20 protein-coding genes and 2 riboswitches are annotated in these 22,698 nt (G+C 67.5%); of the genes, 10 read left to right on the top strand and 10 right to left on the bottom strand.

Annotated elements, in window-relative coordinates; all coding sequences use genetic code 11:
- Positions 1–35: 35 nt before the first annotated feature.
- The 3 genes from BLS61_RS13635 to BLS61_RS13645 form a co-directional block, all read right to left on the bottom strand.
- Entirely contained in the window at positions 36–911 is an 876-nt protein-coding gene (locus BLS61_RS13635; protein WP_090431675.1) for a DUF3800 domain-containing protein, read from the bottom strand.
- A gap of 56 nt (positions 912–967) precedes the next feature.
- Positions 968–3,112, bottom strand: coding sequence for a TonB-dependent receptor family protein (locus BLS61_RS13640; protein WP_090431677.1), 2,145 nt, complete (start codon positions 3,110–3,112; stop codon positions 968–970).
- 184 nt (positions 3,113–3,296) lie between these two features.
- On the bottom strand, positions 3,297–3,785 hold the full coding sequence (locus BLS61_RS13645; protein WP_090431679.1) for a carboxymuconolactone decarboxylase family protein: 489 nt from the start codon (positions 3,783–3,785) through the stop codon (positions 3,297–3,299).
- A gap of 191 nt (positions 3,786–3,976) precedes the next feature.
- On the opposite strand from BLS61_RS13645, the gene BLS61_RS13650 reads away from it, so the two are divergent.
- Positions 3,977–4,582: a flavin reductase family protein gene (locus BLS61_RS13650; protein ID WP_090431829.1), complete on the top strand. Its 606-nt coding sequence runs from the start codon at positions 3,977–3,979 to the stop codon at positions 4,580–4,582.
- A 12-nt stretch (positions 4,583–4,594) separates the two neighbouring features.
- Here the strand turns inward: BLS61_RS13650 and BLS61_RS13655 are convergent, their stop codons facing one another.
- Complete coding sequence (locus tag BLS61_RS13655; protein WP_090431681.1) at positions 4,595–5,206, bottom strand: LysE family translocator; 612 nt, start codon at positions 5,204–5,206, stop codon at positions 4,595–4,597.
- A gap of 91 nt (positions 5,207–5,297) precedes the next feature.
- On the opposite strand from BLS61_RS13655, the gene BLS61_RS13660 reads away from it, so the two are divergent.
- A complete protein-coding gene (locus tag BLS61_RS13660) occupies positions 5,298–6,278 on the top strand; it encodes a GlxA family transcriptional regulator (RefSeq protein WP_090431682.1) in 981 nt (326 codons plus the stop codon).
- Between the two features lie 81 nt (positions 6,279–6,359).
- On the opposite strand, the gene BLS61_RS13665 is transcribed toward BLS61_RS13660, so the two are convergent.
- The 6 genes from BLS61_RS13665 to cobG form a co-directional block, all read right to left on the bottom strand.
- A complete protein-coding gene (locus tag BLS61_RS13665; protein WP_167358730.1) occupies positions 6,360–6,959 on the bottom strand; it encodes a LysE family translocator in 600 nt (199 codons plus the stop codon).
- Positions 6,960–7,037: 78 nt separating this feature from the next.
- A complete protein-coding gene (locus BLS61_RS13670) occupies positions 7,038–7,877 on the bottom strand; it encodes an AraC family transcriptional regulator (RefSeq protein WP_090431831.1) in 840 nt (279 codons plus the stop codon).
- Between the two features lie 172 nt (positions 7,878–8,049).
- The gene (cobJ, locus tag BLS61_RS13675; protein WP_090431686.1) at positions 8,050–9,699 is read right to left on the bottom strand and encodes a precorrin-3B C(17)-methyltransferase; all 1,650 of its coding nucleotides are present in this window, start codon (positions 9,697–9,699) and stop codon (positions 8,050–8,052) included.
- 246 nt (positions 9,700–9,945) lie between these two features.
- Complete coding sequence (locus BLS61_RS13680) at positions 9,946–10,686, bottom strand: precorrin-2 C(20)-methyltransferase (protein WP_090431688.1); 741 nt, start codon at positions 10,684–10,686, stop codon at positions 9,946–9,948.
- Complete coding sequence (locus tag BLS61_RS13685; RefSeq protein WP_090431690.1) at positions 10,686–11,312, bottom strand: precorrin-8X methylmutase; 627 nt, start codon at positions 11,310–11,312, stop codon at positions 10,686–10,688. Before BLS61_RS13685 ends, BLS61_RS13680 begins: the two co-directional genes overlap by 1 nt.
- Positions 11,305–12,618, bottom strand: a complete 1,314-nt coding sequence (cobG, locus tag BLS61_RS13690) for a precorrin-3B synthase (protein WP_090431692.1) — start codon at positions 12,616–12,618, stop codon at positions 11,305–11,307. The genes BLS61_RS13685 and cobG overlap by 8 nt, the downstream gene beginning before the upstream one ends.
- Positions 12,619–12,715: 97 nt before the next feature.
- Positions 12,716–12,907, bottom strand: a riboswitch (cobalamin riboswitch).
- Positions 12,908–12,963: 56 nt separating this feature from the next.
- On the opposite strand from cobG, the gene cbiE reads away from it, so the two are divergent.
- From cbiE to cfaB, 8 genes are all read left to right on the top strand, one after another.
- Positions 12,964–14,166: a precorrin-6y C5,15-methyltransferase (decarboxylating) subunit CbiE gene (gene cbiE / locus BLS61_RS13695; RefSeq protein WP_090431696.1), complete on the top strand. Its 1,203-nt coding sequence runs from the start codon at positions 12,964–12,966 to the stop codon at positions 14,164–14,166.
- Entirely contained in the window at positions 14,163–14,882 is a 720-nt protein-coding gene (locus BLS61_RS13700; protein ID WP_090431698.1) for a cobalt-precorrin-6A reductase, read from the top strand. The genes cbiE and BLS61_RS13700 overlap by 4 nt, the downstream gene beginning before the upstream one ends.
- Positions 14,883–15,062: 180 nt before the next feature.
- Positions 15,063–15,761 carry a (2Fe-2S) ferredoxin domain-containing protein gene (locus BLS61_RS13705; protein ID WP_090431700.1) on the top strand — a complete coding sequence of 233 codons (699 nt, stop codon included), beginning with the start codon at positions 15,063–15,065 and terminating at the stop codon, positions 15,759–15,761.
- 102 nt (positions 15,762–15,863) lie between these two features.
- Positions 15,864–16,057: riboswitch (cobalamin riboswitch) on the top strand.
- Between the two features lie 331 nt (positions 16,058–16,388).
- A complete protein-coding gene (locus BLS61_RS13710; protein ID WP_090431702.1) occupies positions 16,389–18,497 on the top strand; it encodes a TonB-dependent receptor in 2,109 nt (702 codons plus the stop codon).
- A gap of 127 nt (positions 18,498–18,624) precedes the next feature.
- Positions 18,625–19,383, top strand: a complete 759-nt coding sequence (locus tag BLS61_RS13715) for an ABC transporter ATP-binding protein (protein ID WP_394328145.1) — start codon at positions 18,625–18,627, stop codon at positions 19,381–19,383.
- On the top strand, positions 19,383–20,411 hold the full coding sequence (locus BLS61_RS13720) for an ABC transporter substrate-binding protein (protein ID WP_090431704.1): 1,029 nt from the start codon (positions 19,383–19,385) through the stop codon (positions 20,409–20,411). Before BLS61_RS13715 ends, BLS61_RS13720 begins: the two co-directional genes overlap by 1 nt.
- Positions 20,408–21,415, top strand: coding sequence for a FecCD family ABC transporter permease (locus tag BLS61_RS13725; RefSeq protein ID WP_090431706.1), 1,008 nt, complete (start codon positions 20,408–20,410; stop codon positions 21,413–21,415). Before BLS61_RS13720 ends, BLS61_RS13725 begins: the two co-directional genes overlap by 4 nt.
- Before the next feature lie 75 nt (positions 21,416–21,490).
- Positions 21,491–22,675 (top strand): C17 cyclopropane fatty acid synthase CfaB, encoded by a 1,185-nt coding sequence (cfaB, locus tag BLS61_RS13730; RefSeq protein ID WP_090431708.1) that lies wholly within the window; start codon positions 21,491–21,493, stop codon positions 22,673–22,675.
- Positions 22,676–22,698 lie beyond the last annotated feature (23 nt).

The raw sequence follows: 22,698 nt of genomic DNA on the forward strand, positions 1-22,698 counted from the left end.
GGGGGTTCCCGGTCGGCGTCATGGCCTCGGTGCGATCACCGGGGCCTTTCGCTTTCTAGGGGCGGGTGAATTTTTAGGCCCCATCCTTCGAAGCCAACACCTACCTGCATACGACCCCCGCTGCAGAAGAACTTCCGAGTTAGCAAATCGAAGGCTCGATTCGGTTGGCCAGGCTTGACTACTGATAACCCGATAGGCCGCGCAACGAGATCGGCCAATTGAAGGCCTGACGAGTTGGTTTTCTTGTCGGCGAATACGATCTCGAAGGGTAGCGCTCTGCCAAACCTGTTTTCGCCAGCACAAACGCGGCGAAATTCCAGCTCAAGCTCGTTATCTTCTCGCTTTCCTCGACACTCTACGACCACATGTGTGGTCGTGCCTTCCTGGCCTTTTTCTTCCACCAGTTCGTAGAGTGTTTCCAGACAAAATCCAAGTGCCAGATGGTATGGATTGCTGCTTCGCTCACGCAGCCTGTTCTTATCGATGATGCAACCAATCAGGATGAAATTGCTGGTTTCAATAATGCTGGTTAGCTCGTTGAGAAACTGCTCTTTGTGTTGCCGGCTGTCGAACCGGAATCGACCTTTCTCTTTGCGGATATCCGTTTCGTGCAGCACCACGAGATCATGGCCGAAATGCCTGAACTTGAATGACTCGATTGAGGGCACGACGCGTTGCGCATAGTGATTCTTGTGGAAGACGCAGAAGGCGAGGACGAAAACCGGGTAATTGGCATCGATACTCTCCAGGCCGTGATCGCCGCTTTCGTCTACATAAACGACATATTTGCTGAACTGCCTTTCAGGCAGTTCTCGTTCAGCCGGCACGCTTGGTGTATCCACTGAGCCAGGGAATAGCGGTAACTGTCCTGGCAATGGATAGGTTGATGCCTGATCGCTTTTTTCCGTCATCCTTGGCCTGCTCCTACGATGGTTAACTCGATAGTAGCAGTCGTCGGCTCAGCCCCTTACAACCAACTCCAGGAAACCCCGGTGTACACGCCGAAGCCTTCCCCCGGTGTGGAGCGCGCCGCGTCTGCGCCCTTGTCGTCATAGCCCGGTGTAACGGTGGCGGCGTAGCGTTTGTCGGTCAGGTTGCGCAGGTCGAGCCAGGCTTGCCAGTCGTCCTTCGGCGAGGCGTAGCCGAGGGTGGCGCCAAAGGTGGCGTAGGCGTCGGCATGGTAGGAGTTGGCGTAGTCCACTGCCACCTTCGAGGCGTACTGGGTATTCACGCCGGCATAGAAGCCGCTCGGGTGATCGTAGCGCAGCTCGGCCTGGTAATAGTGGCGCGGCAAGCCGGGCAGGCGATTGTCGCCGAAGGCGTCGTCGTCGCGGTAATGGAAGTCGCTGAAGGTGTAGGCCTGGCGCAGGCTCAGGGCGCCGGCCGCGCCGCCTTGCCACAGCGGGCTGGTCAGGCCGGCTTCGATGCCCTGGTGCACGGTGGGGCTGGCGTTGGATTCGGCGAAGACGTTGGGCTCGATCTCGACGGTGAGCAGTTCATGGCGCACCTGTGAGTAGTAGTAGGCGAGCTCCCACTGGCCCAGTGCGGAATCACCTCGGCCGCCAATCTCGAAGGTGGTGGCGCTCTGGTTGTCCAGGCTGACGGCAGCGCGCTGGCGCGCGGCATAGGGTTGGGTGGTGGTGCTGGAGAAGCGCAGCGGCGAGCCCCAGAGCATCGACCAGGCATGCGGCGGCTCCACCGAGCGGCTGATATTGCCGAATAGCTGCACATCCGGGTTGAGCTGGTAGCGCAGACCGATACGTGGGGCGTAGTCCCAGGTGCTTTCGTCGAGCTTGTCGTCGTTGGTCGGCCAGGTCACCTGCACTTCGCGGCGAGTATGGATCAGCGCCAGGCCGCTGGTCAGCCACAGGTCGGGCATCAGCTCCGTATCGTTGCTGAAGTGCAGCACATTGTCCGAACCCAGATGTTCATAGGCACGCATCAGGGTGCCGGCCGGATAGGGCGTGCCGTTGACGGTGATGGGCAGCGCCGCCGTCTCTTTCGCTTTGCTGCTCGGCAGGTTGCTGGTGCTGCGCCAGCCTATAGTGGTGCTGCTGTTGAGCCCGAACAGGGTGTGCCGACGGGTGTAGTTCAGAGTGCCGCTGATATCGCTGTAGTCCACACGGATGCGATAGGCGCCTCCGCGATAGGCGGTCTCGGTGATATCCATCGGATAGTGGTGATAGACCAGGCCGGCGACCAGGGTGGAGTCGTCGTCGATCTGCCAGGTGGTCTTGTTCGCCAGCCAGGTGCTGCCGGGTTGGTCGCGGTGGGCGTCGATGCTGCGATTGGACGCATTGGCCTGACGTGGATCGTCCTTGAGCTGGGCCTTGGTCAGGCGGCCAGGCGTTTCGTGTTCGGTTTCGCGATAGCGCAGGTAGAACCGCGTTTCCAGGTTCTCGTTGAGCCGGTAGCCGAAGTTTGCGGCGATGCCTTTGCCCTTGCCGGAGGCCTGATCCTGATAGCCGTCGGTGTGGCTGTCGGTCAGCGCCAGGTAGTAGTCGAAATCGCCCAGCACCTGCCCCGAGGCGATGTTGCGTTTCTGGTAGCCATGGCTGCCGGTTTCATAGCGCAGTTGCAGCTTGGGCGCGGTGTAGCCGGTGTGGCTGATGTAGTCGATGGCGCCGCCCAGAGCCAGGGAACCACGGTCGAAGCCATTGGCGCCGCGCAGCACTTCGGCGCGACTTATCCACAAGGGGTCCAGCAGTTCGTAGGGCGTGCCGCCGGAGCCGGTCAGTGGCAGGCCGTCGAGCAGGATATGGGTGCCGGAGGCGTGCGAGCCGGGGCCACGGTTGATACCCGAGCCACGCACGCTGATCTTCACGCCCTCGTTGCCGGGGGACTGCGCGTAAACGCCGGGCTGGTAGGCCAATACGTCGGCGACGCCGGCCACGCGGCCCTGCTCGACCTTGCCCATATCCACCAGATTGGTGGCGCCGGGCACCTGCTCGAGCGCCGCGCGCGCAGTCTCGGTTTCGCTGGTCGGCACACCGCTGACTTGCAGTGGGTCGAGCTGCACGGGCTCATCGGCGAAGGCGTTGTGAGCGCTCAGGCAGGCGAGGGCGAGCAGGGTGAGACGTGCAGGACGGCGGGAAAGCGGCAGGAGCAGCATGCAAGGGTTCCGTTGAGCGGGCGGCGAGTCTGTCTGATGAAGGCCGACGAGGATTCGTCACCGTAGGGGGCGCTGGTAAGGGAGCGCATCATGCCGGTTTTGCCGGTGCCGTGCAGTGGGGCGCTCAGGGAGAAGGGACCGTCAGGGCGGTCGTGCAAAGCCGACCGCATCCTGGGGATAAGCCTCAGGCCAGGTCGGCCTTATCCAGACCGAACTGCTTGTCGGCGGAACCCGGCACGGTGCGAAACGCCACGTTGAGGCGGTTCCAGCCGTTGATGGCGACCACCAGGAAGGTCAGGTCGGAAAGTTCCTGCTCGGAGAACTGCTCGCGCACACTGGCGTAGATGGCATCGGAGACGCCCTGCGGCGCCAGCTGAGTCAGCGCCTCGGTCCACTCCAGCGCGGCCCGTTCCCAATCGGAGAACAAGGCGGACTCGCGCCACACGGCGACATGATGCAGGCGCAGCTCGCGCTCGCCATGGATCTTCGCTTCCTTGACGTGCATGTCGACACAGAAGGCGCAGCCATTGATCTGCGAGGCGCGCAGCATCACCAGATGGGCCAGCGGCGCGAGAAAAGGGCTGCGGGTCAGCAGCATGGAGAACTCGGCGTACTTGCCGGAGGCTTTGGGGGAGAGGGTGAAGTAGTCGAGGTGCTGGCTCATGGTGATCATCCGTATCCGCTTTGGGGGAGCCGGGGCTTTCACGCCCTGGCCCGGTAGACGCGAATCTACGCAGCGGTGGCCCAGTCCCATAGAGCCAATTGTGCAGATTGTGACTGGTCCACTTCAGCACTGGCCGCGCGCGGGGCTGAGCCCTTCGCCAAGAGTTGTGGCGTTGCGATGAGCGACCCGGCTGGGCGAGTATCGCCTGCCCTTATCGATGCCCTGTTCGGAGCCGCTATGCCCCACATCTCGCCCCCGTCGACCTGGCCAAGGCCTACCGTCTGCTCAACCACGGACCCACCGTGCTGGTGTCGGCTCGTCATCAGGCTGTGGATAACGTCATGGCGGCAGCCTGGTGCTGCGCCCTGGATTTCGAGCCGCCGAAGCTGACCGTGGTGCTGGACAAGGCCACCCGCACCCGCGCGCTGATCGAGGGCAGCGGTCTGTTCGCCATCCAGGTGCCGACCGTGGCGCAACTGCAACTGACCCAGGCGGTGGGCAACGCCAGCCTGGCGGATGACCCGGCGAAGCTGTCCCATGCCGGCGTCGAGCTGTTCGCGATGGAAGGCCACGACCTGCCGCTGGTGGCGGGCTGCTCGGCCTGGCTGGTTTGCAGGCTGATCAGTGAGCCGCATAACCAGCAGGCCTACGACCTGTTCATCGGCGAGGTGATCGCGGCCTGGGCCGATCAGCGCGTGTTCCGCGATGGCCGCTGGCATTTCGAAACGGCCGACCCGAGCCTGCGCAGCCTGCATCACGTGGCCGGTGGGCACTACTACGCGATTGGCGAGGCGCTCAAGGCCTGATCACGGGCGTGCTCAGCGTGCCAGCGGCAACGCCACGCCGATCAGCACGAAGAGTACGCCGCAGCTGCGGTTGAAGGCGCGGCCGCCGCGCTGCAGCCAGGGCCGCACGCGGAAGGCCAGCAGCGCCAGCAGCAGCTCGACGAGGAACTCGACCACGGCGAAGGTGGCGGCCATCACCACGAACTGCACGGCCAGGCCGCGCTGCGGATCGACGAACTGCGGCAGGAAGGCGCCGTAGAACAGGATCACCTTGGGATTGGACAGCGCCGACAGCAGGCCCTGGCGAAACAGCCGGCTGGCGCTGGGGCGGGCGCCGCTATCGACCAACGTCAGGTTCATCGGCGGCGAGCGCCACAACTGCGCACCCAGCCAGATCAGGTAGGCACCGCCGATCCACTTGAGTGCCAGCAGTGCGTTGGGCGCGGTCTTGAGCAGGGCACTGAGGCCGAACATGGCCAGGGCGATCAGCGTGCTGAAGCCGACCACGCCGCCGAGGATGGTGGCCAGCGCCAGGCGCGCGCCGTACAGCCCGCCGTGGGTCAGCGCCAGCAGGCTGTTGGGGCCGGGCGTCAGCGCCAGGCCGAGGGTGGCCACGAAGTAGACGAGCCAGAGTTCGAGGGCCATGCGGGTCTCCTGTGAGGGCGGCCAGTCTAGTCAGCGGCAGTGTCGTGATTGAGGTAGATTCTGGTCATCTACCGGTTGATTATGGACTGTCATGGCCGAATGCCCCGATCTGCGTTTTCTTCTGCTGCCGCTGCCGGAGTTCGCCCTGCTGCCGTTCGGCGGTTTTATCGACAAGCTGCGCTTCAGCGCCGACGACGAGGACTACAGCCGCCAGCGCTACTGCGCCTGGACCATCCTCGGCCTGCAGCCGGGGCATGTGCTGTCCAGCAGTGGCGCGGCGCTGCGTATCGAGGCCACGCCGGACGAGCTGACGCTGGCCGACTACGACTACCTGGTGCTGTTCGGCGGGCGCAACGCGCAGGCCACCGCGGCGCTGGCGCCGGCCTACCAGCCGCTGCTGCGCCGCGCCGCGCGCGCCGGGGTCAAGCTGGTGGCGATCGACAATGCCAGCTTTCTGCTCGCTGCATGCGGCCTGCTCGATGGGCATCGGGTGGCGGTGCACTGGCGGCATGAGGCGGAATTTCGCGCCAGCTTTGCGCATGTGCGCCTCGCCCGCGAACGCCTGTATTGCCTCGATGGCGCGCGAATCTCCTGCGCCGGCGGCGCGGCGGCCATCGACCTGGCGGTGGAACTGCTGGCCCAGGGCAGTGGTCGGGCCCGCGCGCTCAAGGGCCTGGCCGATATGCTGGTGGACGAGACGCGCAGCGGCCAGCACGCGCTGCGTTCACTGCAGATGGCGTCCAGCGGCGAACGTCATGTCGATCGCGCCATCGCCCTGATGCGTCATGGTCTGGCCAGCGCCGACGGCATCGAGCAACTGGCGGCCAGCGTCGGCATCAGCCGGCGTCAGCTCGACCGGCTGTTCCACGCCAGCCAGGGCATGAGTGCCCGTGAGTACTGGAACGAGCTGCGTCTGCAGCACGTACGCTGGCGCCTGCTCAATTCCAGCCACAGCCTGGCGCAGCTTGCTGACGAGATCGGCGTCAGCGATGCCAGCCATCTGGGCAAGCTGTTTCGTCAGCGTTTCGGCGTGGCGCCCGGCACCTTTCGCCGTCAGGGCGGTGTGTTGTAGGAGCCGCGCCCCGCGGCGAATGCTGCGGATAAAGGCGGTATCGCGGCATCGCCGCTATCGCTTCGCGCCGGGGCGGCGCTCCTACAGGCTTGCCAGCAACGGCAGCCACACCGAGGCCAGCAGCAACAGGGCCATGCAGCGGTTGAACAGCAACAGCCGGGCCGGTTGCTGCAACAGCCGCGCGCCGCCGACGCCGAGCAGGCCCCAGGCCAGCAGGCAGGGCGTGGACACCAGCAGAAACAGCGTCGCGTAGCTCGCCACCGCGGCGAACGAGGCCTGTCCATCGAGGAAGATCGCAGTGACCGAGACGCTCATCAGCCAGGTCTTGGGGTTGATCAGTTGCAGGCCGGCGCCCTGGACGAAGCCCTGGCGCCGGTCGACGCTGCGTTGGTCCAGGCCGGCAGCTTCGGCACACATCAGCTTGCAGGCCATCCAGCTGATCCAGACCGCGCCGGCCCAGGCCATCGCCGTCTGCAACAGCGGTGCGCGGGCCAGCAGTTCGCCGAGGCCCAGGCCGACCATCAGCAGCATCAGGCTGGCGCTCAGGCTCGCCCCGACCGCGATGGCCAGGGCGATGGACAGGCCGAAGCGAGCGGCGCTGCCGAGGATCAGCAGGTTGGTCGGGCCGGGAGTGATCGAGGCCACCGAGGCGAACAGGATGAAGGGCAGCCACTGGTTCATGGCTGCGCTCGTTGAGCAGTGAAGGGCATCGGGCATCGCTCCATATCGGGGTATGGCGCGATTGTCCGGCTGGCTGATTCAGCGGTCTTGAAGCTTTGTGCAGAGGCTGCGGTAGGCGCCCGGGGTGAGGCCGTTGGCACGGCGGAACCAGCGGCCCAGGTGGCTCTGGTCGGCGAAGCCCAGGTCGCTGGCGACATCCGCCGGTGCCGTGCCGAGGGCCAGCAGGCGGCGTGCGCGCACCAGGCGCAGCTGGATCAGGTAGCCATGCGGGGCGATGCCGAAAGCCGCCTTGAACGCACGGCTGAGGCGGAAGCGATCGACGCCGCAGACGCGCGCCAGTTCGTCGAGACCGATGTTCTGGTGAAAGTGTGCATGCAGGTAGTCGCGGGCACGCAGGGCCACGCTGGGTATCTGCGGGTCGCCCGGCAGGCGCTGACGCCAGTGCAGGCTGCGCGAGATGCGCTCCAGCAGCGCATCCAGCGCGGCGTCGCGGACCATGCGCGGCTCGCCGTCGCGCAGCGCCTGCAGGGCGTTGACGATGCAGGGCAGCAGGCCCGGGTCGTCCGGCTGGGTGCGCGGCACGCCGGGCAGGCAGTCGACAGGCGCCTGTTCGAACAGTGCCGGCAGTGCCTTTTCCAGCCAGGCCGGTTCCAGGTAAAGGGTGGAATAGGTGAAGCCGCCCGGCGTCGGCGCGTGGCCGTCATGAATGTCGCCGGGTTCGAGGAAGAAGGTCTGCCCGGCGACGCTGCTGAGCAGTGCGCGCCGGCAGTGGAACTGCTGCACGCCCTGCTCGGTGAAGCCGATCAGGTAGCTGTCGTGCCAGTGCGGGTCGTAGGCGTGGCCCTCGAAATGCGCACGGATCACCTCGATGCCGGTGTCGGCATCCTGCTTGAGGTCGACCCACGATTGCGCATTCATCGCCTGCTGCCCGTCGTGCTGAGAACGCATGAGCTTACCGCGTTCACCGCACAAGCCTAGAAGGTTTGTGCAGATGCCTTTCGGTAGCGAGGGCCGCAAGGCGCGGATGCCGGATCGGCCTGAACCTGCGCTGGTGCGCACGGCCAGTAGGGTGCGCCGTGCGCACCAATGCCTATTCCTGTGGATAACTGCGCGGCGTATACACCCACTCGCCGCCATCGGCACGGGGGAAGCGGCGGGTCTGGCTGGAGCCGATGATCACCAGGGTACGCATGTCGACCATCTCCGGGGTCAGCTCGCCGAGGGTGAGGGTGCGCAGGGCTTCGGCCGGCCGGCCGATATCGCGGCCGAGCACCACCAGGGTCTGCGGTTCGCGATGCTGGCGCAGCAGCTCCAGGGCGCGGCCGAGCTGCCAGGGGCGGGCCTTGGATATCGGGTTGTAGAAGGCCATGGCCAGATCCGCTGCGGCGGCATGCTGCAGGCGCTTTTCGATCACCGACCAGGGCTTGAGGTTGTCGGACAGCGAGATCAGGCAGAAGTCATGGCCCAGCGGCGCGCCGGCCTTGGCGGCGGTGGCCAGGGCGGCGGAGACGCCCGGCAGCACCTCCAGCTCGACGCCGTGCCAGGCCTCGTTCTGTGGGCTTTCCAGCGCTTCCATCACGGCGGCAGCCATGGCGAACACGCCGGGGTCGCCCGAGGAGATCATCACCACGCGGCGGCCCGTGGCGGCCAGTTCGAAAGCGTGGGCGGCGCGCTGCAGCTCCTCGCGGTTGTCGCTGGGATGCAGGCATTGATCGGCGCGCAGCGGGCCGGCCATCTTCACGTAGGTGTCGTAGCCGAGCAGGTCTTCGGCTTCGTCCAGGGCGCGGCGCACGGCCGGGGTCATATGCTCGGCGGCGCCGGGGCCGAGGCCGACCACGCTGAGGCGGCCACGGCGCTGGCCGAGGCGTTCGATCTGCAGCGGCTGTTCGCCCAGCAGCAGGCGCAGGCCGTCGCCCCGGTGGCATTCGACAGGCAATTGGGAGTCGCTGTGGATAAAACGCAGCGGTAGTTTGAGCTGCCTTGCGGCCGTGTGTAGCTCGGCATTGGCCATCCAGCCTTTGTTCGCCAGCAGGCAGGCCAGTGCCTGCGGCGCCAGCCTGGCGGCGCTCAGCGCCTGCTGCAGGCGGGTGGCCAGGTCGGCGCCGGGGCGTTCGATCAGCGCGGCAGCGACGCGGGGGTGGATCAGCAGTTCGTCGGCCCTCGGTGGACGTTGCTCGGCGGTGATATGGATCACCCGCGACGCGGTCTGATCTACCGGCAGCTGCGCCGCCTCCAGCCAGGGCGCCTGGCCCTCGATGCGCACGCTCTCGCCGCCGAGCAGGTCGCTGACGAAGCGCTTGCCCTGCTGCAGGTCGGCCAGGGCATAGCCAGCCGGTGGCTCCAGCAGGCAGGTGCCGAAGCGCAGTTCGCCGCTGGTGGTGATGGCTGGCGTTACGCCCAGGTGCGCGGCGATCTCGCGGGCCAGGCGATTGACCCCGGCCAGGCCGCCGAGCAGCGGCACCACGGCGCTACCGTCTTCGGCCAGGGCCAGCACCGGCGGTTCGGCGCCCTTTTCCGCCAGTAGCGCGGCCAGGCTGCGGATGACGATACCGGCGGCGCATAGCACCACAAGCGGCTGGCCGGCGCGATACAGCGTGCGCAGGGTCTCGCCGAAGTCGTCGTAATGGCGCTCTGCGCCATCGGCGCGCCCGCGCAGGCCATGGATCACGGCCTGTGGATAAAGCGCCTTGAGGCGTTGTGCAGTGGTCAGCGCGCTGGCGCCGAGGATGACGATGTTCATGCGGTAAATCCTGTAGCCCGGATGCAAGCCGGGGAATGGGTTTCCCGGATTGCATCCGGGCTACGAGCTAAGTCCTGTGTGCTGAGGTAAATGAATTGCCTCGTTAGTGCACGGACTGCTCCCTCTCCCATTTATGGGAGAGGGTTGGGGAGAGGGTGGCTCAGGCGACTCGGAGTTGCCGGTTAGACCCTCTCCCCCGGCCCCTCTCCCGCAAGCGGGAGAGGGGAGACAAGCATATTGGGTGCCTCACCCCCGCCACTTCTGCCCGGGCACCAGAATCATCGAGAAGTACGGCGAATCCATCGGCTCCACCTCGTCCAGCGGCACGATCTTCTGGCTGGCCATGGTGGCGCGCTCGACGTAATGGGCGCGGCCATCCAGGCCCAGCTTGCGCAGCACGCGGCGTACCTTGTCGAAGTTGCGCCCGAGCTTCATCACCACGGCCGCTTCGGCGTCGCGCAGGCGCTGTTCCAGCTCGTCTTCCGCCAGCACGCCGGAGAGCACGCTCAAGCTCTGGTTGCGGTACACCAGCGGCGTGCCGAGCACCGAGGCGCAGCCGAGCATCGAGCACACGCCGGGCACCACTTCCACCTCGTAGCGGTCGGCCAGGCGGTCGTGCAGGTACATGTAGGAGCCGTAGAAGAACGGGTCGCCTTCGCAGATCACCGCCACGTCCTGGCCGGCGTCCAGTAGCCGGGCGATCTGCTCGGCGCAGGTGTCGTAGAAGTCGGCGATCACATCTTCGTAGGAGAGCGGCGGGGCGAGCTTCTCGGTGGTCACCGGGTAGACCAGCGGCAGGCGTTGCTGCGCCCCGGTGAGATGGGCCTCGATGATGCTGAAGGCATTCCCGCCATGACCGGCATTGTGCTTGGCCTTGGCCACGAAGTATGCCACCACCGGCGCCGACTGCAGCAGGCGCAGGGCCTTCAGGGTAAGCAGCTCGGGGTCGCCGGGGCCGACGCCCAGGCCAAGCAGACGACCAGCCATCATTCCACCTCCGAGGCCAGGGCGTTGACCGCGGCCACCGCCATGGCGCTGCCGCCACGGCGGCCACGGATGATCACGTAGGGCACGCCGCGGCTGTCTGCGGCCAGGGCATCCTTGGATTCTGCCGCACCGATGAAGCCCACCGGCATGCCGATGATCAGCGCCGGCTTGGGCGCGCCGGCATCGAGCATTTCCAGCAGGTAGAACAGTGCGGTGGGGGCATTGCCGATCACCACCACGCTGCCCTCCAGATGCTCGCGCCAGTGCTCCAGGGCCACCGCCGAGCGGGTGTTGCCGACTTCGCGGGCCAGCTCCGGCACGCCGGCATCGTGCAGGGTGCAGATCACCGGGTTATTGGCCGGCAGGCGCGGGCGGGTGATGCCCTCGGCAACCATGCGCGCATCGCAGAGGATCGGCGCGCCGGCCAGCAGCGCGGCGCGGCCAGCGGCGCCGGCACCGGCGGAGAAGCGCAGATCCTCCACCACGTCGACCATGCCGCAGGCGTGGATCACCCGTACGGCGAGTTTTTCCAGGTCGGCGGGGATGCCAGCCAGGTTGGCCTCGGCGCGGATGGTGGCGAAGGAGCGGCGGTAGATTTCCTGGCCGTCGCGGATGTAATCAAGCATCGGGTTTTCCTGCGGGATGTTGGCGGGCGAACCAGGCGCCTGCCTCGTCGATGGTCATGGCCGGCGCCAGCAGACGGCCGAAACCGGGCGCCGCGGGCTCGCGTTGGTAGAGCTGGTAGTGGTCGGGCGTGCTGGCCAGCAGGGTGTAGGGCTGCACCCGCGCGCTGGCGCAGCTGCGCGGGCAGGCGCTGAGGTGCACTTGCGGGCGGGTACCGCTTGCGCGCAGCAGCTCGGCCAGATGCAGGGCGTGGTGCTTGCTGTCGGCCAGGCCGCGCGCGCAGGCTGCCGAACCGGTGCAGGCGACCAGGCCGAGCAGCGGCTCGTCGGCCAGGGTCAGCAGGCCCAGCTGGTCCAGCTCGGCCAGCAGCTCGCGGGCGCGGGCTTCGGGGACGTTGCCCAGCAGCAGGCCCTGCCAGGGCGTCAGGCGCAGCTCGCCATCGCCATGGCGCTCGCTCAGCTCGGCCAGCGTGGTCAGTTGTTCGGCGTGCAACCGGCCCAGCTGGGCGCCAGCAGCGACCATGCACAGGCCGCTCTGCGCCTGTGGATAAATCCCCGCCGGCGCGCGCTCGACGGTGGCGGCGGGCTGCCACGTGGCCGGGGCCTGCTGCAGGGCAAAATCCAGGCGCGCCTGCAGGCGCTGCAGCAGTTCGTTGGCCGGGATCTGCGTCAGCAACTGGCGCATGCGCGACTGCTCGGGCGTGGCCAGTTCGAGGAACAGCAGCAGCAGTTGGCGAACCAGTTCGAGCGCCTGGCTCGCTTCGACGCGCGCGACGGGCGCATCGCCAGGGCAGCCGGCCAGGCCCAGCAGCAGATGCTGCTCGTCTTCAGCCGCCAGCCACAGGTCGTGGGGATGTTCGCGCATGGCCAGGGCTTCGCCGCCATCGAGTTGCAGGGCGAACTTGGGCGACAGGGCATGCAGCGCCGGGCTGTCCTGCAGCAGGTCGAGCAACTGGCCGGCCAGTGGGCGCACGTCCATCCGCATGTGCGGGTCCAGGCCGGCGGCGGGGCTGAGCAGCAGGTTGCGCACATCGTCGGCGGCGGCCACGCGCGGGCCTAGGCCGGCGCTCAGCAGCGCGTCGATCAGCGCGTTTTCCTGGCCGGGCAGCACGCCGCGAATCTGCAGGTTGCTGCGGTTGGTCAGCTCCAGCACTCCGCTGGCGCCATGCCGCGCCGCCTCGGCAATCGCCCGCGCCTGGGCGCTGCGCAGCACGCCGCCGGGCAGCTTGATACGGCAGATGCCACCGTCCAGCGCGGGGACGATGCGCAGCAGGCCGGGACAGGCGGAAGGGCGAATGGAGGTGTGCAAGCGGTCACCTGTGGCTAACGACGCGGCGACCGAACCAGCGAAATCCGCCCACAGGGGGATTCCATGGCATCGGTACACCCCGCCCGATGTTGGCACTCGCGACCAGCGTTCGTCGGCAGGTCTCCTGGCTGACAGGTCTTGATCCGCTGCGCCTTCCCGGTTACCCAGTGGCCGATTGCATTGGACTCGCTGTTTACAGTTGCGGGGGCAGCTCGGTCGCGATCAGAGATCGCTCCGGATTCCCTCTTAGGCCCGTTTTATAAGGGGCACCGACGAAGGCTGTATTATGCCCGCTTTGCCCGGCGTCGCGACACGCGCCCTGTCGGCTACTTGCGAGGAAGGTGGATGAAACCCTGGTTGACCCTGGTCGGCATCGGCGAAGACGGCTACCCCGGCCTGGGCAAGGCCGCGCGCCGCGCGCTGCTGGCGGCTACGCGCATCGTTGGCGCGCCGCGTCAGCTGGCCTTGCTGCCGCCGTGCATCGGTGGCGAACGGGAAACCTGGCCCAGCCCCTTCGACCTTGAGCCGCTGCTGGCGCGGCGTGGCGAGGCGGTATGCGTGCTGGCCAGCGGCGACCCGATGTTCTACGGCGTCGGTGCCAGCCTGGCGCGCCAGCTGCCGGCCGATGAGCTGCAGGTACTGCCGGCGCCGTCCTCGGTGTCGCTGGCGGCGGCGCGTCTGGGCTGGCCACTGCAGGAGATTGAGGTGGTTTCCTTGGTCGGCCGGCCGCTGGCCACGCTCAACGCCCGGCTGTTTCCCGGCATGCGCCTGCTGGTGCTGAGCGCCGATGGCGACACGCCCGCGCAGGTTGCCGCAACGCTGCACGCCCGTGGTTTCGGTGCCAGCCGCCTGACCCTGCTGGAGCATCTGGGCGGGCCGGAGGAGCGCCGACTCGATGGCCTGGCCGAAAGCTGGTGCCTGCCGCGCGGCGCCGACCTCAACCTGCTGGCCGTGGAATGCCTGGCCGACGCCGGTGCGCAACTGCTGCCGCCGACCTGTGGCCTGCCGGACGAGGCCTACCATCATGACGGCCAGCTGACCAAGCGTGACGTGCGTGCGGTGACCCTGGCGCGCCTGGCGCCGCTGCCCGGCGAGATGCTGTGGGACGTCGGCGCCGGCTGTGGCTCCATCGGCATTGAATGGATGCGCGCGCACCCGGCCTGCCGTGCCATCGCCATCGAAGCCAATGAGGGGCGTCAGGCCCATATCCGCCACAATCGAGATGCCCTCGGCGTCCCCGGCCTGCAACTGGTCGCCGGGCATGCGCCCGAGGCGCTGGCCGGGTTGCCGGCGCCGGATGCGGTCTTTATCGGCGGTGGCGTCACCGTGCCCGGCGTGCTGGATGATTGCTGGGCCGCGCTCAAGCCCGGCGGACGCCTGCTGGCCAATGCCGTGACCCTTCAGAGCGAGGCGGCGCTGGTGGCCTTCCGCGAACGGCAGGGTGGCGAGCTGCTGCGGCTCACGGTGGCCCAGGCGCAGCCGCTGGGCGGCTTCGACACCTGGCGCGCGGCGCTGCCGATCACCCTGCTGGCGGTGCGCAAGCCGTGAGCGCGCGCATCCTGTTGCTCGGTGGCACCACCGAGGCCCTGCGTCTGGCGCGTCGACTGGGGTCGGAAACCATCTACAGCCTGGCCGGCCTTGGTCGCGTGCCGGATGACCTGGCCTGCCGCGTGCGCGTCGGCGGCTTTGGCGGTGCCGAAGGCCTGGCAGCCTTTATCGACCGCGAAGGCATCGAGCTGCTGCTGGATCTGACCCACCCCTATGCGGCGCAGATCAGCCATAACGCCGCTCGCGCTGCCGAAATGGTAGGCGTGCCCTGCTGGGCCCTGCGTCGCCCCGGCTGGCAACCCGGCGCCGGTGATGACTGGCGCGAGGTGGACGGCTGGGATGAACTGACCCGTGCGCTGGCGCCGTTCAACAGACCCTTCTTCACCTCCGGGCGCGAGCCGCTGGCGCATCTGCACGAGATACCCGAGCACCAGCACTGGACGGTACGCTGCCTGCAGAGCGAACCGGCACCGCCGCGCGCCGAGATCATCGGCGCGCGCGGGCCGTTCTCCCTGGGCGAGGAGCGTGCGCTGTTTGCCCGTATCCGCTGCGATGTGCTGGTAAGCAAGAACAGCGGCAGCGCCTCCACCGAACCCAAGCTGCAGGTCGCCCGCGAGCTGGGCTTGCCGGTGCTGCTATTGCGCCGCCCGCGGCTGCCGGCGGTGACGCGCCAGTTCGAGGAGCTGGACGCTCTCTACGAGGCGCTGCCCTTGTAGGACGGGTGAAACCCGCCAATGCCGGCCTGGCGGGTTGCACCCGCCCTACGCTTGCTGCGCCTGCGCTGATTCCGTAGGGTGCGCCGTGCGCACCGGGCTTGCCTCCGTCCGTAAAACCTCCCCGGATTGCATCCGGGCTACGACTGACTGCTAGACTGCCGGCCCTTTCGGAGCCCGATGATGAGCCACGTCCCTTACGCCCGCATCCTGTTTATCGGCCCCGGCCTGGGTCGTGGGGCATCGGCCGAGCGTCTGCAGCAGCGCATCACCGCGTTGCTGGGCGAGGCGCACTTGCATGACACGGAGCAGGATGGCTTCTGGCAGGCCATCGCTGCGGCGCCGCGGCCGCTGCTGGTGGTGGACCTGGAGCCGCGCGCCGATGCTGCGCACCGCGACTGGCTGCGTGAACGCATCGCCGAGCGCGGCGATGGGGCGGGCGTGTTCGTGGTCTGCGCGGCGCTGGAGGACGCCTGGCTCGATGGCCTCGCTGCGCTGCTGGAGCGTTGTGAGGCGCACCTGCCCTGCAGCGATGTGCCGCCGGTGCCGGCGCACCATGCCTGGTCGCAGATCCCGCCGCATGCGCAGCGCCTGCTGCTGTGCAACGGCCCGCGCTGCACGCGCAAGGGCGCGCTGGGCCTGTGGAAAACCCTGCGTCAGCGGCTCAAGGCCGCGGGAAAGCTGGAGTGCGAAGGCGGCGTGCATATCACCCGCAGCCAGTGCCAGTTCCCCTGCGACCTGGGGCCGACCGCGAGCCTTTATCCACAGGGCGAGTGGTACGGCATCAGGGACGAGGCGGCGGTGATTCGCCTGGTCGATGAGCGCCTGGTGGCGGGCAGGGCGTTGCCGGAGTTGCGCATCGATGAGCCGGGCAACAATTAGCAACTCGGATTACGCCTACGGCCAATCCAGGCTACGAGCAATCGCCGCTAAAGCGCCTCCCACAATTACCCTCGCGCCTTGACTTGAGCGGGTGTGGGTGGTCATATCCGCCCCGCTTCAGGTGTCTCACGCCGCCGCGCGTGAGGTGAAACGGGAAGTCGGTTGAAGTCCGACGCTGCCCCCGCAACGGTAAGCGAGCGACCGCATCGATACGCCACTGTGCGCCACGCGCATGGGAAGGCGATGCGTTCATGACCCTCGCAAGCCCGGAGACCGGCCTGGAGTCATTTGTCTGGCAACCCGCGGTGGGCGGGCGTTGACTCCAGTAGGGCGCCGCCGTGCCCCTGTCTGCTGTTGCGCATTTCCATCGGATTGCCGTGCCTTCCCTCTACCGATGGAACCCCTATGGCGCGCCATTTCCGCTACAAGAACCTCTTTGCTTTGCGTCCGAACGAAGGGCTCGAGCCTACCAGCTGCTGCCTGCGTAAAGCGATAATGTTATGTTATAACAATAACATTATCGCCTCAGACCGTGCCGGCGAGGAGTCGAAGCTGAACGCTTGCAACTCGCCCGCACGTGGCCTGGAGCGACTCCACCAATCCCCTCGAAGCCCCGGAATCACTCACGTGCAGCACTTTCTTCGTCATTGCCCCCTGCCATTCGCGCTGCTGCTTGGCGGTGTGGCCATGGCCAGCGAATCTCCTGTCGATCTGCCCGATGTCACGGTCCAGGCGCAAGCCGTGGAGGAGGGCGAGAGCGATCTGCATACGCCCACCACGTCCGGCTCGCGCCTGGAGCTGTCGGCGCTGCAAACCCCGGCCAGCACCAGCAGCCTGAGCGGCGCCGAGGTACGCGGGCGCAACAACCTCACGGTGCAGGACGCCGTGACCCGCACACCGGGCATCAGCAGCATCGGCTCGCCCGGCAACGGCGGCACCGCGTTGTCGGCGCGCGGTTTTACCGGCCATGCGGCGACCATGCAGCTGTACGACGGTACCCGCCAGTACGTCGGTGCCGGCACCGTGACCTTCCCAGTGGACACCTGGTCGGTGGCGCGCATCGACGTGCTGCCCGGCCCGGCCTCGGTACTTTACGGCGAGGGTGCCACCGGCGCGGTGATCAATGTGGTGCCGAAGAAGCCCTTCGCCGGCGAGGTCCGCAACCAGCTGCGCCTCGGCTACGGCAGCGACGACCGCCGTCAGGCCGCGCTGGACAGCGGTGGTTCGCTGAGTGACGAACTGAGCTACCGCTTCAACGTCAACCAGCAGGCCAGCAATGGCTGGGTCGACCGGGGCGATTCGGACAGCGTCGCGCTCAGCGCCGCCCTGCGCTGGGACGCCCATGAGGACCTGAGCTTCACCCTGTCCCACGACCATGGCGACCAGAGCCCGATGCGTTACCTCGGCACGCCGCTGGTGGCCGGCAAGTACCGCGAAAGCATCCGCGAGCGCAATTACAACGTCGCCGACGCGGATATCCGCTACAACGACCAGATCACCCGCCTGGTGACGGACTGGCGCATCAACGACACGCTCAGCGCCAGCAACCAGCTCTACTACATCAAGACCCAGCGCTACTGGCGCAATGCCGAGGCCTATCGCTGGCAGCCGGGCGATACGGTCGAGCGCAGCGAGTTCTACCGGATCAAGCACACCCAGGAGCAGGTCGGCGACCGCCAGACCTTCACCCTCGATCACGCCCTGTTCGGCCTCGATAGCCGCACGGTGGTCGGGGTGGATTACAACCGCATCCACTTCGCCCGCCAGCACGATTTCTCCAGCAGTTTCAGCGACAGCGTACCGTTGGCCGGTTCCGGCGGCGGGCAGTACCAGAGCACCGATCCGCTCGGCTACGGCCCGCGCGAGCGCAACCTGGCGCGACAGTTCTCGCTGTTCGCCGAGAACCGCACCCAGCTCACCGAGCGCCTGTCGCTGGTCACCGGTGTGCGCCGCGATCAGGTGCATATCCAGCGCGACAACCTGGTGAATGGCAGCAGCACCGATCGCAGCCTGAGCGGCGACAACTGGCGCGCCGGCCTGGTCTTCGCGTTGACTCCCGAGCTGTCGCTGTACGGTCAGTACGCCACCAGCACCGAGGGGGTGAGCAACCTGCTGACGCTCAACCCGAGCCAGCAGCAGTTCGACCTGAGCGAAGCCAAACAGACCGAAATCGGCCTCAAGCAGATGTTCTGGGGCGGGCAGGGCGAGTGGACGCTGGCGGCTTATCACATCGTCAAGAAGAAGCTGCTCAGCCGTGAAACCCCGACCTCGCCCACCGAGCAGATCGGCCAGCAGTCGTCCGATGGCCTGGAAGCCACCCTGGAACTGGCGCTGGGTCAGGGCTGGCAGGTGTCGGCCAACGCCGCCCTGGTGCGCGCCGAGTACGACGATTTCATCGAAGGTGGCGGCGACCGCAGCGGCAATCGCCCGACCGACGTGCCCAGGCGCACCGCCAACCTGTGGCTGAACAAGGCGCTCGGTAGTGGCGTGGAGGCCGGCATCGGCGCGCGTTATGTCGATGCGCGCTACGCCGATAGCGCCAATACCGCCAAGGTGCCCGGCTACACCGTGGTCGACGCCAACATCGCCTGGCAGGCGTTGCCGGATGTGCGCCTGGGTCTGGAACTGAACAACCTGTTCGACCGCCAGTACGCCACCAGCGCCAGCAGCGACGGCGAGCAGTGGTACCTGGGCGCGCCGCGTTCGTTCTTCGTCACGGCGGCTTACAGCTTTTGAAGCGAGCGTGCCTGTGCAGGCGTGCCGCGCATGGAGACTTTGTGTGTCAGTGAATAGTGCCGCTGGCTGGCCTGCCAGTCTGTTCTCGCCGCCTGCGAGCCGCCGTACGGCGGCGCCTGAGCCGCGCCTGTGCATCCGTGACCTGGCCTGGTCGCCGGATGGCCAGCGCGTCTTGCTCGAGGCCATCGACCTGCAGATCGGCGATGGTGAGCTGCTCGGTCTGATCGGCCCCAACGGCAGTGGCAAGACCAGCCTGCTGCGCTGCGCCTATCGTTTTCAGCGGCCCAGCGGCGGCAGCGTCGAACTGGACGGTGAGGCGCTGTGGCAGCGCCCGCCGCGCTGGAGCGCACAGCGCGTGGCAGTGGTGCTGCAGGAGTTTCCGCAGGACTTCGGCCTGCGCGTGCACGAGGTGGCGGCCATGGGCCGTACGCCGCACAAGGGCCTGTTCGACGGCGACGATGCCGAGGACCAGCGCCTGGTAGATCAGGCGCTGGCCCGTGTCGGTCTGAGCGACCTGGGGCAGCAGCCCTTCGCCTGCCTCTCGGGCGGCGAGAAGCAGCGCGCCCTGCTCGCCCGTGCCCTGGTGCAGCAGCCGCAACTGCTGATCCTCGACGAGCCGACCAACCACCTCGACCCGCGTTACCAGCTCGAACTGCTTGGCCAGATCAAGGCACTGGGTCTGGCGACCCTGGCCAGCTTCCATGATCTGAACCTGGCGGCGGCCTTCTGCGACCGCCTCTGCGTGCTCGACCAGGGCCGTCTGGTGGCCGTCGGCACGCCCGCCGAAGTGCTCACCGCCGAGCTGCTGCAGCAGGTGTTCGGCCTGCAGGCGCTGGTCGATACCCATCCACTGGCGGGGCATCCGCGTATTACCTGGATTGTTTGATGAAGCGTTTACGCACGGCTGAACCTGTAGGAGCGAGCTCTGCTCGCGAATCCTGGGAAAAGACAAAAGCTTCGCGAGCAAAGCTCGCTCCTACACTCGTTGGCGCAATCCTGCTGGCGCTGGTCAGCCCCGCCTGGGCCGTCACCGTGACCAGTTGCGATCGTCAGGTGAGCGTCGCTCAGCCGCCGCAGCGGGCGGTCAGCCATGACGTCAACATGACCGCCATGCTCCTGGCCCTGGGCCTGGAGGAGCGCATGGTCGGCTACACCGGCATCAGCGGCTGGAAGACCCTCGATGCGAGCATGCGCGAGCAACTCGCCGGCCTGCCGGAACTGGCGGCGCGCTACCCGTCGCTGGAGAACCTGCTGGGTGCCGGCACCGACTTCGTCTTCGCCGGCTGGAACTACGGCATGCGCATCGGCGGCGAGGTCACCCCGGCCAGCCTGGCGCGCTTCGGCATCCCGGTGTACGAGCTGAGCGAGTCCTGCGCGCATGTGCTGCCCGGCCGCGTCGCCAGCCTCGAGGATGTCTACGATGACCTGCGCAACCTCGGCCGCATCTTCGCCGTCGAGCCGCGTGCCGATGCCCTGGTGCAAGGCATGCAGCGGCGCGTGGCGGCAGTGCAGGCGCGCCTGGGCGAGCAGCCGACGCGGCCGCGGGTGTTCGTCTACGACAGCGGTGAGGACCTGCCTTTCAGCGCCGGGCGCCAGGGCATGCCGCAGCCGCTGATCGAGGCGGCCGGTGGGCGCAACGTGATGGATGGTGTGGCCGGCAGCTGGATCAAGGTAGGTTGGGAGTCGGTGGTCGAGCAAGACCCCGAGGTCATCCTGATCGTCGACTACGGCGAGCGCACGGCGGCGCAGAAACGCGACTTCCTGCTGCAGCATCCGGCGCTGCAGGGGGTGACCGCGATCCGCGAAAAACGCTTCGTGGTGCTCTCCTACCTGGCGGTCACGCCCAGTCTGGACAACGCGCAGGCCATCGAAACCCTGGCCGCCGCGCTGCACCCCGAGGCCTTCGCCCAGTGAATCGCTATCGCCTGCTATTGCTAGGGCTGGCCGTGCTGCTGGCACTGTCCTGCGCCTGGTCGCTGGCCTTTGGCGCGGCGCAGGTGCCGCTCGAGCGCGTGTGGGCGATCATTGGCCAGCACCTGTTCGGCATCACGCCGCAGGTGCCGGTCAACAGCGGCCAGGACAGCATCGTCTGGCAGCTGCGCGCGCCGCGGGTGCTGCTCGGCGCGCTGGTCGGCGCCGGGCTGGCGCTGGTGGGCAGCGTGCTGCAGGCGGTGACGCGTAACCCGCTGGCCGATCCGCATCTGCTCGGCGTCAGCTCCGGCGCGGCCTTCGGCGCGGTGATCGTGGTGCTCTATCTGGGCGAGTTCGCCGGGCTGCTCAGCCTGCCGCTGGCGGCCTTCGTCGGGGCGCTGGCGAGCATGCTGCTGGTGCTGGCCATCGCCAGCCGCAGCGGCCGTCTGCACAGCGAGCGTCTGCTGCTGGCCGGGGTGGCGGTGTCCTTCGTGATGATGGCGGCGAGCAACCTGCTGCTGTACCTGGGCAACCCGCATGCAGCCAGCTCGGTGCTGTTCTGGATGCTCGGCGGCCTGGGCCTGGCGCGCTGGGAACTGCTTTGGCTGCCGGCGCTGTGCCTGGCGTTGGCCCTGGCGGTGCTGCTTGGCCTGGGCCGGGCGCTGAACGCGCTGATGGCCGGCGAGCAGAGCGCGGTGAGCCTGGGCCTGGAGCCACGCCGGGTGCGCCTGCTGGTATTCGTGGTGGCGTCGCTGCTGACCGGGGTGCTGGTGTCGCTGTCCGGCGCCATCGGCTTCGTCGGCCTGATGCTGCCGCACGTGGCGCGCTTTCTGGTCGGCGCCGAGCACCGTCGCCTGCTGCCGGTGGCGGCGCTGCTGGGGGCGCTGTTCCTGGTCTGGGTCGATGTCGCCGCGCGCACCTGGCTGGCGCCGCAGGATCTGCCCATCGGCATCGTCACCGCCGCCATCGGCGGGGTGTTCTTCGTGGCGCTGCTGCGCCGCCGCTAGTCGCGCGGATCGAACCCGGACGCGCCGCTCCGGTCATCTGCTCTAGGCTTCATTCATCTGGCCGGAGGAATGACCATGCTCGCGCAACTGCCCACCGCACTTCGTGATCTACGACTACCGCTGCGCCTCAAACTGTGGGACGGCAAGCAGATCGATCTGGGGCCGAAGCCGCGGGTGACGCTGGTGGTCAAGGACCCCAGCCTGGTCACCCAACTGGCCCACCCCAGCCTGGATGCGCTGGGCGCTGCCTATGTCGAGGGCCGGGTCGATCTGGAAGGCCCCATCGAGGAGGCCATCGAGGTTGGAGATGCGCTGAGCAGCGCACTGCTCGGTGACGAATCCGCACCCGTCGAGCCTTACGCCGCGCACGACAAGCGCAGCGATGCCGAGGCCATCAGCTATCACTACGACCTGTCCAACGAGTTCTACCGCCTGTGGCTGGACCGCGACATGGTCTATTCCTGCGCCTACTTCGAAACCGGCCAGGAGAACCTCGATCAGGCTCAGCAGGCCAAGCTGCGTCACCTGTGTCGCAAGTTGCGCCTGCAGCCGGGTGACAGGCTGCTTGACGTCGGTTGCGGCTGGGGCGGCCTGGCGCGCTTCGCCGCGCGTGAATTCGAGGCCGAGGTGTACGGCATCACCCTCAGCCAGGCGCAGCTGGAACTGGGCTTGCAGCGGGTTGCCGAAGAGGGCCTGGAAGATCGCGTGACCCTGGAGTTGCTGGATTACCGCGACCTGCCGCAGGACGGCCGCTTCGACAAGGTGGTCAGCGTCGGCATGTTCGAACATGTCGGCCATGCCAACCTGCCGCTGTATTGTCAGCGGCTGTTCGCTGCGGTCAGGGCCGGCGGCCTGGTTATGAATCACGGCATCACCTCGCGCTTCACCGATGGTCGCCCGGTCGCCCGTGGTGCCGGCGAGTTCATCGACCGCTACGTGTTCCCCCAGGGCGAGCTGCCGCACCTGGCGACCATGGCCAAGGCGATCAGCGAGGCCGGGTTGGAGATCGTCGATGTGGAGAGCCTGCGCCTGCACTATGCGCGCACCCTGCAGCTGTGGAGCCAGGGCCTGGAGCGACGACTGCAGAAAGCGGCGCAGTGGGTGCCGGAAAAATCCCTGCGCATCTGGCGTCTGTATCTGGCAGGCTGCGCCTACGGCTTCCAGCACGGCTGGATGAACCTGCACCAGATACTCGCGGTGAAGCCGCGCGACGATGGCGGCCACGATCTGCCCTGGACCCGCGCCGACCTCTACGCCTGATGGGGTACCATGCGCCTCGTACT

Source organism: Ectopseudomonas guguanensis (genome assembly GCF_900104265.1).
In the GTDB taxonomy this organism is placed as follows: Bacteria; Pseudomonadota; Gammaproteobacteria; order Pseudomonadales; family Pseudomonadaceae; genus Aquipseudomonas; species Aquipseudomonas guguanensis.